Origin of the sequence: Pigmentiphaga sp. NML030171 (genome assembly GCF_002188635.1) — a bacterium.
In the GTDB taxonomy this organism is placed as follows: domain Bacteria; phylum Pseudomonadota; class Gammaproteobacteria; order Burkholderiales; family Burkholderiaceae_B; genus Pigmentiphaga; species Pigmentiphaga daeguensis.
Genome location: NZ_NINX01000021.1, coordinates 140356 through 156171, shown reverse-complemented (window position 1 = coordinate 156171; position 15816 = coordinate 140356). Strand labels below are relative to the sequence as shown.

Genomic DNA, 15816 nt, shown 5'->3' with positions numbered 1-15816 from the left:
CTACATTTTCCGGTATTGATAAATCCATCCTTTGCTGCCAGCATGACAGCTGCGGTTTTGCTGCAAGGAGCGTGCTGTGAAGCAAGATCCTGCCTGGAACCCGACGGCCCGCGCGGACTCCACCGGAGCCGGCATGTCCCGCCGTGGCTTCCTGAAGGCCATCGCGGTGGGCGGCGTCACGGTGTGGATCGCCCCCCTGTACAGCGCCGCCTTCGGCGCCCTGTTCGAGGAACGCATCTTCCGCGGTCCCGAATGGAACCGGGCCAGCGGCCGCACCCGCTTCCGGGTCGACGGCCACGAGAAGGTGGTCGGCGGCAAGGTCTTCGCCCGCGACATCCGCGCCGCCGACATGCCGCACTGGCCCAAGCAGCAGTCCCACGCGCTGATCCTTCGCGCCACGCTGGCCGACCGGCTCTACGAGGGTTTCGACCTCGCGCCGCTGGGCGATGACCTCAAGCCCGACCGCGTCGTCACGGCCGAGGATCTGGCCCGCGACAAGCTCGCCTTCCCCAGCTTCTACGGCGACGACATGCTGCTGCCCGCCGGCAAGACGCCGGCCTACCTGGGACACGCGGTCGCCATCCTGATCTTCCACGACTTCGCGCGCTACCAGCTCGCCCGCGGCCGGCTGCGCGCCGCCCGCGACGTCATCCGCTACGGCGCGACCACGGGGCCGCTCGACCGCGAGCCCTGGGGCGTGTTCCGCTACGTGCGCGTGGGCGGCGCCTCGCCCGACGACGAAGATGCTTATTCCAGCCTGAAAGACAGCCCGCTCTTCCCCACGGAAAAGAAGACACTGATCTGGCCCTCCACCAAGGCCGAGGACAGCATCGACGCGCAGGGCATGCGCGCGGCCGAGCAGATCGGCGCGGAACTGGCCTCGCCGCCCGCCGACTGGCTGGTCATGAAACGACGCTACACCACGCAGTCCATCGACACCGCCGCGCTCGAGCCCGACAACGCGAACTGCTGGTATGACCCGGCCACCCGTTCCCTGCACATGGTGCTGGCCACGCAATCGCCGCAGGAAGTGGCCGAGGCCGCCGCCAAGATGGTGGCCGACAGCGGCTTCCCGCTGGAACACCTGTTCGTGCACCCCTGCTACACGGTCGGGTACGGCTCCAAGGACCATTGCAACGTGCCGTTCTACGGCCTGGTCGCCGCGCTGTACGGCGACGGCCATCCGGTGCGCTTCGCGGTCGACCGCTTCGAGCACTTCCAGACCTCGCTCAAGCGCCACGCCTTCGACATGCAGTACACCATGGCGGTAGACCGCAAGACCGGCAAGCTCCAGTCCTTCCAGGGCACGCTGACCGGCAACGGCGGCGGACGCGCGAACTTCTCGCCCTCGGTGGTCATGGTGGCGGCCACCGCCGCGCAGTCGGTGTACTACTTCCCCAAGAACGACCTGATCGCCGTGGCCGAGGCCACGCGGGCCATCGACGCGGGCTCGGCGCGTGGCTACGGCACGCTGCAAAGCATGGCCGCCACCGAGATGATGATCGACGAGATGGCGGCGGAACTGGGGCTCGATCCGATCGAGTTCCGTATCCGCAACGCACTGCTGTCGGGCATGAAGAACACCCAGGGCGCCATCGCCGGCGGCGCCCTGCGGGTGGACGAGGTGCTCGAGCGCGCGCGCCGCCATCCGCTGTGGGCCGAACGGGCGCAGCGCAAGCTCGACTACGAGGCCGCCCATCCGAACGAACGCTATGGCGTGGGCTTCGCCTGCGTGCAGAAGGACTTCGGCACCGGCGGCGAGGCCGCCTTCGTGCGCGTGGAGCTGACAAGCGAAGGCCGCATCGTGCTGCACCATACCGGCGTCGAGATCGGCACCGGCATGAGCACCTCGCAGGCCGTGATGTGCGCCGAATGGTTCGGCCGCCCCGCCGACGAAGTGCGCACCGCCGTTACCGACTGGTCCGACCTGCCCATGGTCGGCAACGTCGATACCTACACGGTCAAGCAGGAGGAACAGGACCGGCTGGCCGCCGATCCGATGTGGACGCCGGTCCACGCCTCGCCCTCCAGCGCCAGCAACTCCGTCTACTTCTTCGGGCACGCCACGAAGGAAACGGCCCGTGTCGTGTTCGAGCACGGACTGTGGCCGGCGGCGATGGCCATCTGGACCCGCGGCGCGGGTGGCGGCCAGGCCGCGCCCCTGGTCGTGCGGCGCGAGGACGCGCGCTGGACCGAACGCGGCCTGACCGCGAACGGCCTGGAACCGCTGCCGCTCGAGCGCCTGGTCAAGGCCGCCTACGAGGCCAACCTGGTGACCGCCGCCGTGGGCCATACCTTCAACCGCTGGCAATGGGCCGAGGCCGACTTCGACGTGGGCGGCACGACCGTCCGGCGCCCGCTCGACGGCCTGGCCGTGCGCTACGGCGACGGCGGCCGCTCGGCCAGGCCCTACGACGTCATCAGGCGGGCCAACGTCTTCTATCCGCCGGCCCAGCGCAACAACGCCGGCGTCACCTACTACAGCGCCAATGCCGCCCTGGCCGAGCTGGCCGTCAACCCGACCAGCGGCAAGGTGCGGCTGCTGTCGCACCACTCGGTGCTCGAATGCGGCAAGCCGGTGGTCGAGGAACTGGTGTCGGGGCAATTGCAGGGCGGCATCGCGATGGGCATCGGCCACGCGCTGCACGAGTACCTGCCGCTGTACGAGGACGGCCCCGGCAACGGCACCTGGAACTTCGACCGCTACCACCTGCCGCGCGCGCACGACGTGGCCGTCTGGAGCCAGACCGGCGACATCCTGCCGCCCATCTCCGACACCGATCCGCCCAAGGGCATCGCGGAAGTCGTCATGATCCCCATCGTCGCCGCCATCGTGAACGGCATCGCGCATGCCATCGGCCACCGCTTCACCGACCTGCCGGTCACGCCGGAGAAAATACGGGAGGTCCTGGAATCATGACGATCACGACCTCGCCCCTGACGCTGACCATCAACGGCAAGCAAGTCGGGCCCATGGACGTGCCCGACACCTTGATGATGGTCGACTTCCTGCACGAGTACCTGGGCCTGACCGGATCGCGCTTCGGCTGCGGCATCGGCGTCTGCCATGCCTGTACGGTGCTGCTGGACGGTCCGGACGGCACCGAGGAGATCCGTACCTGCATCACCGGTGCCCACTACTTCAACGGCAAGCGTATCCGGACCATAGAAGGCCTGGCCGAGCGCGACGATAAGCGGAAGATCATCGCCATCACCCCGATCCAGCAGGCCTACCTGGACCACTACAGCTTCCAGTGCGGCTACTGCACGCCCGGCTTCGTCATCGGCGCGACCGCGCTGATGGAACGACTCAAGGCCCACCCGGTGCGCGCCGACCAGCTGGAAGACACGATCACCGAGCACCTGGGCCGCCACATCTGCCGCTGCACCGGCTACGTACGCTACTTCGAGGCGGCCAAGGCGGTGATCCTCGCCACCCCCGGCCTCGTCCTCAAGGAGAACTGAGATGGCCCGCCCGTCCCCCCGGCGACGCGGTCCCATCGTCGCCCTCGTCATCCTGGTCCTGATCGTGGTCGCCGTCGCCGCGGCGATCCTGGGCAACCGCGACGATCCGCCCGACCGCCCGCCCCAGCAGGTCCAGGCCACGCCGGAACAATTACAGCTGGGCCGCTACCTGGCCCGCGCCGCCGACTGCGCGGCCTGCCACCAGACCGCCGACGGCGCCGCCTACGCCGGCGGCTTCCCGCTGCAGACTCCCTTCGGCACGCTGTACGGCACCAACATCACGCCCGACCCCGACCACGGCATCGGCCGCTGGACCGCCGACGAATTCCACCGCGCGCTGACCCGGGGCAAGGCCCCGCACGGCCGCAACCTCTACCCGGCCATGCCGTACACGGCCTACCACGACATCCCCCGCGCCGATTCCGACCTGATCTACGCCTACCTGATGAGCGTGCGCCCCAGCGCCCAGCCCAACAAGAAACCGGAGATCCCCTTCCCGCTCAACCTGCGCATCCTGATGACGGGCTGGAACCTGCTGTTCTTCGACCACGACCCGCTGCCCGCCGCCTCGCAGGGCGACTCCGCGCAATGGGTGCGCGGCCGCTACCTGACCAACGTCCTGGGGCACTGCGGCGAATGCCACACCCCGCGCGGCAAGCTGGGCCAGCTCCACCGCGACGACTGGCTGCAGGGCTACACCCTGAACCGCTTCGAGGCGCCGTCCCTGACCCCTCGGGCCCTGGCCGAACGCGGCTGGACGCCGGAAGACCTGCAACGCTTCCTGCGCACCGGACTCGCCCCCCAGGGCATCGCCGCCGACGAGATGTACCCCGTCATCCTGCACAGCACCCAATACCTGAGCGACGACGACCTGAAGGCCATGTCCGCCTTCCTGCTGGGCGACCAGCCCCCCAAGCCCGCCCCCGCCCCACAAGCCAAGCCCGACAACGCCGCCCCCTCCCCCGGCCGCCGCGTCTACCTGAACACCTGCGCCGCCTGCCACGGCGTCGACGGCGAAGGCCACCCGCCCGGCATGCCTCCCCTGGCCAACAACAGCACCGTCCGCCTGGAAAACCCACGCAACCTGCTGCTCTCCATCCTGGACGGCCTGCCCGCCCAACGCCTGCCCGACGGCACCACCATCGGCGACATGCCCGGCTTCGCCCGCCGCCTGACCGACGACGAGATCGCCCAACTGACCAACTACCTGCGCACCACCTGGGGCGCCCGCGAAGGCCAGATCACCGCCGCCGACGTGACGAAACTGCGCGAGGGCAAATGAAGGGGGCAAGCCCCCTTCATTTGCCCACTGAATATTCCGTAGAATCCCCATAAGGGCCCCGGATACCCCCACCCCATCCTCCAGGACGCCAGCACCCTTGCACTGGCAGATGACGCAGGCTGTGTCCGGGGCGGCCGCCGTGGGGCGCATTGGAGCCGCCGGTGTCGGGGCGCTTGGCGGGGAAGCAAGGGCGCAGCTGTTTGAGCGCGGCAGTAGGGACAGTCCAGTGGACTGTCCCCGCGCGAGTTCTGCGCCCGCCCCGCCAAGCGCCCCGACACCGGGAAGTCCCGGCAAGGCCGGGACCGGCTCCTCTGCGCCCCACGGCGGCCGCCCCGGACACAGCCGTCTCAAGAACCAGAAACCCCCATGAACTTCCGCCAACTAGACCTGAACCTCCTACGCGTCCTGGTCTCCATCCACCAAACTCGCTCCGTCACCGCCGCCGGCAAACTCCTCTCCCTCTCCCAACCCGCCACCAGCAACGCCCTGGCCCGCCTGCGCTACTTCTTCGACGACGAGCTCTTCGTGCGCACCCCCCAGGGGCTGGTCCCCACCCGCATCTGCGAACAGGTCGCACCCACCGTCGCGGCGGAATTGCGCGCCCTGGAAACCGCGGTGACCGGACGCGAAGCCTTCGATCCCCAGCACAGCCACGTCGAGTGGCGAGTCTCCATGTCCGACCTGGGAGAAATGACCTTCCTGCCGACCCTGGCCGCGGCACTGCACACCGAGGCCCCCCACTCCCGGCTGACCAACATTTCCGTGCCCGCCAACGATGTCGCCGCCGCCCTGGAAGCGCGCGAGATCGACTTCTGCCTGGGCATCCTGCATCCCAAGCAGCGCGGCATCCAGGCCGACGTGCTGTTCCACGAGCCCTATGTGGCGATCACTTCGCCGGACTGGACGCCCACGCCCGGACACAAGGGCAAGACACTGAGTCCCGCCGAACTGGCCAGCGCATCGCTGCTGGTGGCCTCGCCCACGGCAACCTTCCACGACAGCGTCAGCGAAATGCTCACGCGCATGAAGCTCGACGACCGTATCGCCGTGCGGGCACGCCATTTCGGCGCGCTGCCCGAGATGGTCATGAATTCGCGCATGCTGGCGATCGTACCCACCACGTACGCGCGCAACGCGCAGCCGCGCTATGGATTCAAGGTATGGACCCTGCCTTATGCGCCCGCCTACGACGTGCGCCTGCTGTGGCACGCCAGCACGGCGCGCGATCCCTCGCTGCAATGGGTACGGGCGCTGGTGCACAGGCTGTTCCGGGTGCCCGCGGCGGGCGAGGATGGCGCCGCTCCGGCCAAACGCGCGCGGCGGCGGGCGGCGCCTCAGTGATAGTCGTCTTCGCGCTGGAGGCGCACGGCAAGGATGGTGACGGAATCAGGCCCATCGATCTCGAACAGGGCGACGTAACCCGTACGGCCGAAAGGAATCACCAGTTCGCGCAGGTAGGGCGAATGCGGCGTCGCTTTTCTGCAGGTATAGGGCGAACGCTCGAGAATCTCGACGCCACCCTGGATTGCGACCAAGGCCTGGGCGGCCAGGCCCGGATCATCGGGATCCCTCTCCAGGACAAAATCATAGAGCCGCAGAAGGTCCTGCTCGGCTTCCCGCGTGAAACGAACGCGGTACATCAAGACCGCTTGCGCCGGTCGACCTTCGCTGCCTCCAGGCGCTGCTGCAACTTGTCCAATACGGCTTGCGACGATGCGTAGTCCCCCGACTCCCGCGCCTGATCACGCGAGGCCAAGGCCCGGGCCAGGAAAGCAGCCTGCGCCTCGCGGCGCGATACAGCCGAACGAACAGCCTGCTCGACAAAGCTGGACAAACTCTCCCCTGCTTCGAGGACTCTTTCAGCAGCCTCGCGCAGTTCCGGCTCTACCCGCAGGGGAGGAAGCGTGGCGGTTTTCATGGCAACTCCCAAATGCATCGCATTTGCAATACATTAACGCAACGCAGGGCCATCGGCAAGCCAGGGGACGTATTCAATCCGCCTGGCGCACCTCGGCCCGTATGGCTTCCCGCACCCGCGCCGCCATCGCATGGCGATGGTCCTCGTCGCCGTTCTCGGCCGTGGCGGGCGGCAGGTAGACGACCTGCACCGCCACGCCGGTCGAGCCCAGTACCCGCCAGGCATTGCCCATCAGCGTTTCTTCGCCCACGTAGGAAGGCAAGGTGCTGCGCGCGCCATGATGGAGATAGCGCAGCGCCACCGGCAGCACCGGCACGCCGGCGCGGCGAGCGGGCTCGAACAGGCCGGCGTGGAAGGGCAGCACGTCCAGGCCGTCTGAGGTCGTGCCTTCGGGAAAGAGTCCGATCAACTGGCCGCGCGCGAAGCGCTCGCCCATGGCCTGGGCCACGTGGTGCAGGGCGCGCCGGTTGCCCCGTTCGATGAACACCGTGCCCACGCCCGCGATCAGCCAGCCCAGTACCGGCCAGTCACGCAGCTCGCGCTTGCCGACGAAGATGGTGCAGCGCACGCTGCTGAGCGCGTAGATGTCCAGCCACGACACGTGGTTGGCGATCAGCAGGGCCGCGCCCTCGACCGGCGGATGGCCGCTGACGTAGACGCGGACGCCGCACCAGCGCAGCAGCCAGCGGGACCACCAGCAGTTGATCCGGTCGCGCCGCGCCACGTCGAACCGCCGGAACACGGTGGCCAGCACGATCAGCCCGAATATCACCCACAGGGTGACAAGCAGGAACCGCAGCGAGAACCGCAGCAGGTGCGCGGCCAGGCGAAACCAGGCGCGCACGATCAGGCAGCCGCCTCATACGCGACGTGGCCCGCGACGATGGTCATGCGGACTTTGCCCGGCAGTTCCATGCCCAGGAACGGCGTGTGCTTGCCCTGGCTTTGCAGGCTGTCCTCGCTGACCAGCCAGTGCGCGTCCAGGTCGACCAGGCAGAGGTCGGCCAGCGCCCCGGCGCCCAGTTGACCGCACGAGGCCAGCACCTTGGTGCCCAGGACCCGGGCGGGTTCGCTGGTGACGCGCGCCACCGCGCGCGAAAGCGGCAGATCGGCGTCGCGGGCCCATTTCAGCGCCAGCGACAGCAGCAGTTCCAGGCCCGTCGCGCCGGGCTCGGCCTCGCCGAAGGGCAGCAGCTTGTAGTCTTCGTCCACCGGCGTGTGGTCCGAGCAGATCGCGTCGATCGTCCCGTCCGCCAGCGCGGCCCGGATGGCATCGCGGTCGCGCTGGCCGCGCAGCGGCGGGGTCAGCCGGCAATGCGCGTCGAAGTAGCCGATGTCCACGTCGGTCAGGTGCACGTGGTGGGCGCTGACGTCGCAGGTCACGGGCAGGCCCTCGGCGCGGGCGCGGCGCACCAGTTCGATCCCGGCGGCACTGGAAATGCGGCACAGGTGCAGGCGCGCGCGCGTGGCCCGCTGCAGTTCGAACAGCGTGTGCAGGGCGATGGTCTCGGCCTGCTCGGGGATGCCCGCCAGGCCCAGGCGCGAGGCCATGGCGCCGCTGGCGGCCACGCCCTCGCGGGCCAGCCAGGGATCCTCCGGGCGCAGCCACAGCGCATAGTCGAAGGTGCGGGCGTACTGCATGGCCCGCAGCAGCACGTTGGTGTCGGTGACGTGCGCGTCGGCCTGCGAGAACGCCACGCAGCCGGCCTCGGTCAGCTCGGCCATCTCGGTGATGATCTCGCCCTTCAGGCCGACCGTCATCGCGCCCAGCGGATAGACGTGCGACTGGTTGAGCTGGCGGGCGCGATGCTTGAGCATCTCGACCAGGCCTGGCTCGTCCAGCACCGGATCGGTGTCGGGCGGCAGCACCAGGCTGGTCACGCCGCCCGCCAGCGCCGCCTGCAGTTCGGACTCCAGCGTGGCGCGGTGCTCGAAGCCGGGCTCGCGCAGCCGGGCGGACAGGTCCACGAGGCCCGGCAGCACCGCCAGGCCGCGCGCGTCGATCAGGCGGTTGGGCACGAAACCGGCCGGCGCCTGGCCGATGCCGACCACGCGTCCGGCGGCGATGTAGATGTCGTTGACGGCGTCCACGCCGTTGGCCGGGTCGATCAGGCGGCCGCCCTGGATATGGATTTTCATGGGTCAGGCTCCTGCGACGATGCTCATGACGGCCATGCGGACCGCGATGCCGAACGTGACCTGGTTCAGGATAACGGCCTGCTTGCCGTCGGCCACCGGGGAATCGATCTCCACGCCGCGGTTCATCGGTCCGGGGTGCATGACGATCGCATCGGGCCTGGCCAGCGCGAGCTTCTCCTGCGTCAGGCCGTAGTGCTTGAAGTACTCCTGCGCGGAAGGCAGCAGGGCGCCGCGCATGCGCTCGTTCTGCAGGCGCAGCATGATGATGACGTCCACGCCCTTGAGGCCTTCGGCCATGTCGGTGAACACGCGCACGCCCATCTGCTCGAGGCCGGAAGGCAGCAGCGTCAGCGGACCGATGGCCCGCACCTCGGGCACGCCCAGCGTGGTCAGCGCATGGATGTCGGAACGGGCCACGCGCGAATGCAGGATGTCGCCGACGATCGCCACCGTGAGCTTGGTGAAGTCCTTCTTGTAGTGACGGATGGTGTACATGTCCAGCAGCCCCTGCGTCGGGTGCGCGTGGCGGCCGTCGCCGGCGTTGATCACGTGCACGTGGGGCGCCACGTGCTGGGCGATCAGGTGCGGCGCGCCGCTGGAGGCGTGCCGCACCACGAACAGGTCGGCCTGCATGGCCGACAGGTTGTTGATGGTGTCCAGCAGCGACTCGCCCTTGCTGGCCGACGAGGCGTTGATGTTCAGGTTGTAGACGTCGGCCGACAGGCGCTTGGCCGCGATCTCGAACGTCGTGCGCGTGCGCGTGGAGTTCTCGAAGAACAGGTTGAACACGCTCTTGCCGCGCAGCAGCGGCACTTTCTTGATCTCGCGGTCGGCCAGGGGCACGAAGGATTCCGCGGTATCGAGGATCTGGTTCAGGATCGCGCGCGGCAATCCCTCCACGGTCAACAGGTGGGTGAGTTCGCCGTTGCTGTTGAGCTGCGGGTTACGCATGGTGCGGCTCCTGGGGCGGCAGGGTTTCGAAATCGATCTTGAAGGCATCCCCGGCGCGCGACAGCACGAGGCTCTGTCCCGGCGCCAGATCGACGGTGGCCGCGGCGAAGTCGGCGGCCACGGGCAGCTCGCGCCCGCCCCGGTCCACCAGCACGGCCAGCCGGATGGAGGCCGGGCGCCCGTAGTCGAACAGTTCGTTCATGGCGGCGCGTATGGTGCGGCCGGTGTAGAGCACGTCGTCCACCAGGACCAGGTGCTTGTCGTCCACGTCGAAGGCGATGTCGGAGGGCTTGACCTGGGGATGCAGGCCGATGCGCGCGAAGTCGTCGCGATAGAAGCTGATGTCCAGCTTGCCGGGCGCCTCGGGCAGGCCCAGGTCGCGGTGCAGCCGCTCGGCTATCCACGATCCCCCGGAATGGATGCCGACCAGGTGGGTGCGGTCGGCCGGCAGCGTGTCCAGCAGCTTGCGCACGGCATCGCGCAGCCGCGCATACAGCGCCTCGGCGTCGAGGTTGGGAGGAGTTGGGTTCATGGCAGTCTCGGATCAGGGAGAACGGGGCGTGTCGAAGTAGCTCTGCAGGATGATGGCGGCGGCCACCGCGTCCACCCGCAGCCCGCGGCCGGCCGCCCCCATCTCGGACTGGGCGGCCAGGCTGGTGCCGCGCTCGTCCACCAGTTCCACGGGCAGGCCGTAGCGGCCGTTCAACTGGTTGGCGAAACGCCGGCACAGGGCCGTCATGGGCTGCTCGCCGCCGTCGGCATCCAGCGCCAGGCCCACCACCAGGCGGGACGGCTGCCATTCGCCCAGCAACTGCTCGATGCGGCCGAAGCGTGCCTCGCGCGTGGTGTTGGCGATGACTTCCAGCGGACGCGCGTGGCCGGTCAGCGTATTGCCGACGGCAACGCCGATGAATTGGGTTCCGTAGTCGAAGGCGAGCAGCGTTTCGTCAGGCATGGCCGGCTTCGCCCGCCAGCATGATCGGGGCGATGCCCAGCAGCGCCAGCGCGGCGTCGAAACGCTCGGACGGCGGAACGTTGAAGATGATGTCGGACGATGCCGACACGCTGAGCCAGGCGTTCTCGGAGATTTCGTCCTCGAGCTGGCCCGCGCCCCACCCCGCGTAGCCCAGGGTGACCAGCAGCTTGCCGGGCCCCTGGCCGTCGGCAACCGCCTGCAGCACGTCGCGCGAGGTGGTCAGGGCGAGGTCGCCAACCTTGATGGAGGAGTTGTAGTCGCCCACCGGGGCATGCAGCACGAAGCCGCGGTCGGTCTGGACCGGCCCGCCGAAGAACACCGGGGACGCCGCCTGGGGGGAATCGTCCAGCGACAGCTCGATCCGCTCGAACAGGCCCGCCAGGGTCAGGTCGGTGGGCCGGTTGATGACCAGGCCCAGCGCGCCCTTGGGGGTGTGTTCGCATACATAGATGACCGCGCCGGCAAAGTTCGGATCGGCCATGGCCGGCATGGCGATCAGGAACTGGTTCGTGAGATCGATATTGGCGCGTTCGCTCATACCTGAATTGTAAACGCCCGCGGCGGGTCAGATCTCGACCATCTCAAAATCTTCCTTGCGGGCGCCGCATTCGGGGCAAACCCAATTGGGCGGCACGTCTTCCCACTTCGTTCCAGGAGGGATACCCTCTTCCGGCAGGCCGGCCGCCTCGTCGTAGATCCAGCCGCAAATCAGACACATCCAGGTACGCATCGTCGCTCAATCTTACCAAGCCCTGTCCCCGCGGACCGGGAACCATCGGGCATCCATTAGAATCTCGCATCTTACCGAAACACCGTGGGCCCCGCCCGGATCCCGCCGGACGGCGCCGCCTTTCGAGACTTTTCGTTGCCAGCCGCCCCCACGCCTCCCCTCGTTCTGACCTTCGCCCCCTCCGACCCCAGCGCCGGCGGGGGTATCCAGGCCGACCTGCTGACCTGTGCCAGCATGGGATGCCATGCGCTGACCGTGCTGACCGGCTATACCGTGCAGGACTCGGCCGGGCTGGAAGACGGCGAAGCCGTCGCGCCCGAATGGATAGACGACCAGGCCCGCAGCCTGCTGGAGGACATGCCGGTGCGGGCCTTCAAGATCGGCGGGCTGTTCTCGGCCGAGGCGGTGGCGGCCGTGGCCGAGATCCTGGCCGACTACTCGGCCGTCCCGGTGGTGCTGCACCTGGGGGCGGATCCCCCGGACGCGGACGACGCGGAAACCGAGGACTCGGCCGAGGAAATCATGGCCGCCACCATCGAACTGCTGGTGCCCCAGTCGACCCTGGTCGTGGCCGACAGCCTGCGGCTGGAGCAACTGGTGGCGGACGGCCTGCTGGACCTGGACTCGGCCGACGAGACCGCGGCCCAGGCGCTGCTGCGCCGGGGGGCGGCCTGGGTGCTGGCCACCGGCCTGCACCAGCCCGGCGACATCGTGGTCAACACGCTGCGCGGCGGCGGCGACACGGCCGCCGAACCGGCGGGCGAATACCGCTGGCCAAGGCTGCCCGGCAACTTCCGGGGCGCCGGCCCGACCCTGTCGGCGGCCCTGGCCGCCCTGCTGGCCAGCGGCATGGATGTGCGCGACGCCACGGCGGAGGCCCAGGAATACACCTGGCAGGCGCTGGCCTCGGGCTTCCAGCCCGGCATGGGCCGGCTGCTGCCCGACCGTTTCTTCTGGGCCAAGCAGGGCGAGCAGGCGGCGGCCGGCGACGAGGCGGCGCCCCACTCCACGGAGTCCGAGCCATGAGCGCCGATCCCGCCCTGAACCACCCGCTGCGCGGCCTGTACGGCATCACGCCCGAATGGGACGACACCGCCCGGCTGGTGGCCGCGGTGGAAGCGGCCGCCCGCGGCGGCCTGCGCGCCGTGCAACTGCGCCGCAAGCTGGCCGAGCCGGCCAAGCGGCTGGAACAGGCACGGGCCTTGCGAACCGCCTGCGACCGCCTGGGCGTGCTCCTGGTCATCAACGACGACTGGCGGCTGGCCATCGAGGCCGGCGCCGACGGCGTCCACCTGGGGCGCGAGGACGGCGACATCGCCCAGGCCCGCCAGGCCGGCGGACCGGCGCTGCTGGTGGGCGCCTCCTGCTACGACGAGATCGGGCGCGCCCGTGCCGCGCTGGCCGCGGGCGCCGACCACGTGGCCTTCGGCGCGGTGTTCGACTCCCCCACCAAGCCCGCGGCCGTGCACGCCCCGCTGTCCTGCCTGACCGAGGCACGCGGGCTGCGGCGCCCCGGCGCCGGCCGGCCGGCCATCGTCGCCATCGGCGGCATCACGCCGGCCAACGCGCGGCTGGCCGTGGCGGCGGGCGCCGACGCGCTGGCCGTCATCACCGCGCTGTTCGGCGCCGACGACATCGAAGCCGCCGCGCGGGACTTCGCCCAGGCCTGGGCCGAGGACCCCGCCGGCAACCCCAACAAGGCATGACCATGATCCGCAACGCAGAACTCTTCGAACGCGCCTGCCGCACCATTCCCGGCGGCGTCAATTCGCCGGTGCGCGCCTTCCGCTCGGTGGGCGGCACCCCTCCCTTCATCGAACGCGCCGCCGGTCCCTACACCTGGGATGCCGACAAGAAGCAGTACATCGACTACGTGGGCTCGTGGGGCCCGGCCATCCTGGGCCACGCCCATCCGGAAGTTATCCGGGCCGTGCAGGAGGCCGCCGTCAACGGCCTGTCGTTCGGCGCCCCCACCGAGGCCGAGGTCGAGCTGGCCGAGATGCTCGTGCACCGCCTGCCCTCGATCGAGCAGGTGCGCCTGGTCAGCTCGGGCACCGAGGCGACCATGAGCGCGATCCGGCTGGCCCGCGGCTACACCGGCCGGGCCAAGATCATCAAGTTCGAGGGCTGCTACCACGGCCATGCCGACAGCCTGCTGGTGAAGGCCGGCTCGGGCCTGCTGACCTTCGGCAACCCGACCTCGGCCGGCGTGCCGCCCGAGTTCACCTCGCACACCCTGGTACTGGACTACAACGACATCGCCGGCGTGGAAGCCGCGTTCAGGCAGTACGGCGACGAAATCGCCTGCGTGATCGTGGAGCCCGTGGCGGGCAACATGAACCTGGTCCAGCCCGTGCCCGGCTTCCTGCAGGCGCTGCGCGACCAGTGCACCCGCTACGGCGCGGTGCTGATCTTCGACGAGGTCATGACCGGCTTTCGCGTCGGCCCCCAGGGCGTGCAGGGCCGCACCGGCATCGTGCCCGACCTGACCACCCTGGCCAAGGTCATCGGCGGCGGCATGCCCATCGGCGCCTTCGGCGGCCGGCGCGACATCATGGCCCACATCGCCCCGCTGGGCGGCGTCTACCAGGCCGGCACGCTGTCGGGCAACCCGGTGGCGGTGGCCGCGGGCCTGACCACCCTGCGGCTGCTGGCCGAACCGGGCTTCTACGAGAAGCTGGAAGCCCAGACCGGCAAGCTGGTGCAAGGCCTGCGCGCGGCCGCCGCCAGCGCGGGCGTGCCCTTCAGCGCCGACCACGTGGGCGGCATGTTCGGGCTGTATTTCCGTGACACGGTGCCGACCTCGCTGGCCGAGGTCTCGGCCTCGGACACCGCCGCGTTCAACAAATTCTTCCACGCCGCGCTGGTGCGCGGCGTAAGCTTCGCGCCGTCGGCGTTCGAGGCCGGTTTCGTCTCGATCGCCCACGACGACGACGTCATCGCCCGGACCGTCGCCATCGCCGGCGAGGCCTTTGCCGAACTCAATCCCTGATCCGGCGGGGCGCAGGCCGCGCCCCGCCCCTTCCGCTCCGCGAGGACAGCCATGGCCGTCAATCTGCACATTCCCGCTCCCGAACTCGTCTTTCCGGTGGACGGCGTCGAAATCGGCGTCACCGAAGCCGGCATCCGCAAGGCCGGCCGCCGCGACCTGACCGTGTTCAGGCTGGCCGAAGGCACCAGCGTGGCCGGCGTATTCACGCGCAACCGCTTCCGCGCCGCCCCGGTCCAGGTGTGCGAGGAACACCTGGCGCATTCGCTGCCCATCCGGGCCATGGTCATCAACACCGGCAACGCCAACGCGGGCACGGGCGAGCCCGGCCTGGCCGCCGCCCGCGCCACCTGCGACGCGCTGGCGAAGCTGCTGGGCCTGGACCCGCGCCAGATCCTGCCGTTCTCGACCGGCGTGATCCTGGAGCCGCTGCCGGTGGATCGCATCGAGGCCGGCCTGCCGGCCGCCGTCAAGGCGCTGGCGCCGGGCAACTGGACCGAGGCCGCGCACGGCATCATGACCACCGACACGCTGCCCAAGATCGTGTCCAGCAAGGCCAACATCGGCGGCCACCAGATCACCCTGACCGGCATCAGCAAGGGCGCCGGCATGATCCGGCCCAACATGGCGACCATGCTGGGTTTCCTGGCCACCGACGCCGCCATCGCCCCCGCCCTGCTCAAACGCATGGCGGGCCAGGTCGCCGACGTCTCGTTCAACCGCATCACGGTGGACGGCGACACCTCGACCAACGATTCCTTCATCATCGCCGCGACCGGCCGCGCGGGCCTGCGCATCGAGTCCGAGTCGGATCCGCTCTACCCCGAGCTGCTGGCCACGCTGAAGGCCGCGGCGACCGAGCTGGCCCAACTGATCGTGCGCGACGCCGAAGGCGCGACCAAGTTCATGACCATCCGGGTCGAGGACGCCGGCAGCCAGGAAGAGGCGCTCAAGGTCGCGTATTCGGTGGCGCATTCGCCGCTGGTCAAGACCGCCTTCTACGCCTCGGACCCCAACCTGGGACGCATCCTGGCGGCCATCGGCTACGCCGGCATCGACGACCTGGACGTGGGCCGGGTCAACCTGTGGCTGGACGACGTGTGGGTAGCGAAGCATGGAGGACGCAATCCCGACTACCGGGAAGAAGACGGCCAGCGCGTGATGAAACAGGCCGAGATCGCCGTGCGTATTTCGCTGGGCCGAGGGAAAGTGACCGAGACGGTGTACACCTGCGATTTCTCGCACGAGTACGTGAGCATCAACGCCGACTACAGATCTTGATCCTCCACGCTCCGGTGGCGCGGGGTTGTGCATACGCATGATCTGCTCTCCTGGTGATGACCCTGATCGTCCACCAGGACAGCGT

The 15816-nt window shown here is 69.4% G+C and carries 17 protein-coding genes; 8 read left to right on the top strand and 9 right to left on the bottom strand.

Translation table 11 applies throughout. The features are described 5' to 3' along the window. The first annotated feature begins 133 nt into the window (after window positions 1-133). The 4 genes from CDO46_RS05960 (at window position 134) to CDO46_RS05945 (ending at window position 6088) form a co-directional block, all read left to right on the top strand. On the top strand, window positions 134-2920 hold the full coding sequence (locus CDO46_RS05960) for a xanthine dehydrogenase family protein molybdopterin-binding subunit (protein ID WP_087837677.1): 2787 nt from the start codon (window positions 134-136) through the stop codon (window positions 2918-2920). Further along, window positions 2917-3465: a (2Fe-2S)-binding protein gene (locus CDO46_RS05955; protein WP_087837635.1), complete on the top strand. Its 549-nt coding sequence runs from the start codon at window positions 2917-2919 to the stop codon at window positions 3463-3465. The genes CDO46_RS05960 and CDO46_RS05955 overlap by 4 nt, the downstream gene beginning before the upstream one ends. Window position 3466: 1 nt before the next feature. After that, entirely contained in the window at window positions 3467-4747 is a 1281-nt protein-coding gene (locus CDO46_RS05950) for a cytochrome c (protein ID WP_087837634.1), read from the top strand. A gap of 366 nt (window positions 4748-5113) precedes the next feature. Next, complete coding sequence (locus CDO46_RS05945) at window positions 5114-6088, top strand: LysR family transcriptional regulator (protein ID WP_087837633.1); 975 nt, start codon at window positions 5114-5116, stop codon at window positions 6086-6088. Here CDO46_RS05945 and CDO46_RS05940 read toward each other — a convergent pair. The 9 genes from CDO46_RS05940 to CDO46_RS05900 form a co-directional block, all read right to left on the bottom strand. Continuing rightward, window positions 6082-6390, bottom strand: a complete 309-nt coding sequence (locus CDO46_RS05940) for a type II toxin-antitoxin system RelE/ParE family toxin (RefSeq protein WP_087837632.1) — start codon at window positions 6388-6390, stop codon at window positions 6082-6084. The genes CDO46_RS05945 and CDO46_RS05940 overlap by 7 nt on opposite strands. Beyond that, window positions 6387-6665, bottom strand: coding sequence for a YlcI/YnfO family protein (locus CDO46_RS05935; RefSeq protein WP_087837676.1), 279 nt, complete (start codon window positions 6663-6665; stop codon window positions 6387-6389). Before CDO46_RS05935 ends, CDO46_RS05940 begins: the two co-directional genes overlap by 4 nt. 73 nt (window positions 6666-6738) lie before the next feature. Next, a complete protein-coding gene (locus tag CDO46_RS05930) occupies window positions 6739-7509 on the bottom strand; it encodes a 1-acyl-sn-glycerol-3-phosphate acyltransferase (RefSeq protein ID WP_254914558.1) in 771 nt (256 codons plus the stop codon). Window positions 7510-7511: 2 nt separating this feature from the next. Continuing rightward, window positions 7512-8804, bottom strand: coding sequence for a dihydroorotase (locus tag CDO46_RS05925; protein ID WP_087837631.1), 1293 nt, complete (start codon window positions 8802-8804; stop codon window positions 7512-7514). A gap of 3 nt (window positions 8805-8807) precedes the next feature. Then, a complete protein-coding gene (locus CDO46_RS05920) occupies window positions 8808-9803 on the bottom strand; it encodes an aspartate carbamoyltransferase catalytic subunit (RefSeq protein WP_087837630.1) in 996 nt (331 codons plus the stop codon). Continuing rightward, complete coding sequence (gene pyrR / locus CDO46_RS05915) at window positions 9748-10287, bottom strand: bifunctional pyr operon transcriptional regulator/uracil phosphoribosyltransferase PyrR (RefSeq protein ID WP_087837629.1); 540 nt, start codon at window positions 10285-10287, stop codon at window positions 9748-9750. The genes CDO46_RS05920 and pyrR overlap by 56 nt, the downstream gene beginning before the upstream one ends. 12 nt (window positions 10288-10299) lie before the next feature. Continuing rightward, entirely contained in the window at window positions 10300-10710 is a 411-nt protein-coding gene (ruvX, locus tag CDO46_RS05910; RefSeq protein WP_087837628.1) for a Holliday junction resolvase RuvX, read from the bottom strand. Beyond that, on the bottom strand, window positions 10703-11269 hold the full coding sequence (locus tag CDO46_RS05905; protein ID WP_087837627.1) for a YqgE/AlgH family protein: 567 nt from the start codon (window positions 11267-11269) through the stop codon (window positions 10703-10705). Before CDO46_RS05905 ends, ruvX begins: the two co-directional genes overlap by 8 nt. A gap of 27 nt (window positions 11270-11296) precedes the next feature. Next, window positions 11297-11461 carry a rubredoxin gene (locus CDO46_RS05900; RefSeq protein ID WP_087780643.1) on the bottom strand — a complete coding sequence of 55 codons (165 nt, stop codon included), beginning with the start codon at window positions 11459-11461 and terminating at the stop codon, window positions 11297-11299. A gap of 135 nt (window positions 11462-11596) precedes the next feature. Between CDO46_RS05900 and CDO46_RS05895 the strand changes: the two genes are divergently transcribed. Genes CDO46_RS05895 through argJ form a run of 4 tightly spaced genes read left to right on the top strand, consistent with a single transcriptional unit; the run spans window position 11597 to window position 15731 of the window. Then, window positions 11597-12487: a hydroxymethylpyrimidine/phosphomethylpyrimidine kinase gene (locus tag CDO46_RS05895; protein ID WP_087837626.1), complete on the top strand. Its 891-nt coding sequence runs from the start codon at window positions 11597-11599 to the stop codon at window positions 12485-12487. Next, window positions 12484-13167: a thiamine phosphate synthase gene (gene thiE, locus CDO46_RS05890; RefSeq protein WP_087837625.1), complete on the top strand. Its 684-nt coding sequence runs from the start codon at window positions 12484-12486 to the stop codon at window positions 13165-13167. Before CDO46_RS05895 ends, thiE begins: the two co-directional genes overlap by 4 nt. Before the next feature lie 2 nt (window positions 13168-13169). Continuing rightward, complete coding sequence (gene hemL / locus CDO46_RS05885; protein ID WP_087837624.1) at window positions 13170-14453, top strand: glutamate-1-semialdehyde 2,1-aminomutase; 1284 nt, start codon at window positions 13170-13172, stop codon at window positions 14451-14453. Between the two features lie 51 nt (window positions 14454-14504). Further along, window positions 14505-15731, top strand: coding sequence for a bifunctional glutamate N-acetyltransferase/amino-acid acetyltransferase ArgJ (gene argJ / locus CDO46_RS05880; RefSeq protein WP_087837623.1), 1227 nt, complete (start codon window positions 14505-14507; stop codon window positions 15729-15731). Window positions 15732-15816: the final 85 nt, after the last annotated feature.

Bases quoted from the DNA above. Each gene is read 5' to 3' on its own strand.
- CDO46_RS05960 (WP_087837677.1), top strand. From the start codon at position 134: ATGTCCCGCCGTGGCTTCCTGAAGGCCATCGCGGTGGGCGGCGTCACG.
- CDO46_RS05955 (WP_087837635.1), top strand. From the start codon at position 2,917: ATGACGATCACGACCTCGCCCCTGACGCTGACCATCAACGGCAAGCAA.
- CDO46_RS05950 (WP_087837634.1), top strand. From the start codon at position 3,467: ATGGCCCGCCCGTCCCCCCGGCGACGCGGTCCCATCGTCGCCCTCGTC.
- CDO46_RS05945 (WP_087837633.1), top strand. From the start codon at position 5,114: ATGAACTTCCGCCAACTAGACCTGAACCTCCTACGCGTCCTGGTCTCC.
- CDO46_RS05935 (WP_087837676.1), bottom strand. From the start codon at position 6,665: ATGAAAACCGCCACGCTTCCTCCCCTGCGGGTAGAGCCGGAACTGCGC.
- CDO46_RS05925 (WP_087837631.1), bottom strand. From the start codon at position 8,804: ATGAAAATCCATATCCAGGGCGGCCGCCTGATCGACCCGGCCAACGGC.
- CDO46_RS05920 (WP_087837630.1), bottom strand. From the start codon at position 9,803: ATGCCTTCAAGATCGATTTCGAAACCCTGCCGCCCCAGGAGCCGCACC.
- pyrR (WP_087837629.1), bottom strand. From the start codon at position 10,287: ATGAACCCAACTCCTCCCAACCTCGACGCCGAGGCGCTGTATGCGCGG.
- ruvX (WP_087837628.1), bottom strand. From the start codon at position 10,710: ATGCCTGACGAAACGCTGCTCGCCTTCGACTACGGAACCCAATTCATC.
- CDO46_RS05905 (WP_087837627.1), bottom strand. From the start codon at position 11,269: ATGAGCGAACGCGCCAATATCGATCTCACGAACCAGTTCCTGATCGCC.
- CDO46_RS05900 (WP_087780643.1), bottom strand. From the start codon at position 11,461: ATGCGTACCTGGATGTGTCTGATTTGCGGCTGGATCTACGACGAGGCG.
- thiE (WP_087837625.1), top strand. From the start codon at position 12,484: ATGAGCGCCGATCCCGCCCTGAACCACCCGCTGCGCGGCCTGTACGGC.
- hemL (WP_087837624.1), top strand. From the start codon at position 13,170: ATGATCCGCAACGCAGAACTCTTCGAACGCGCCTGCCGCACCATTCCC.
- argJ (WP_087837623.1), top strand. From the start codon at position 14,505: ATGGCCGTCAATCTGCACATTCCCGCTCCCGAACTCGTCTTTCCGGTG.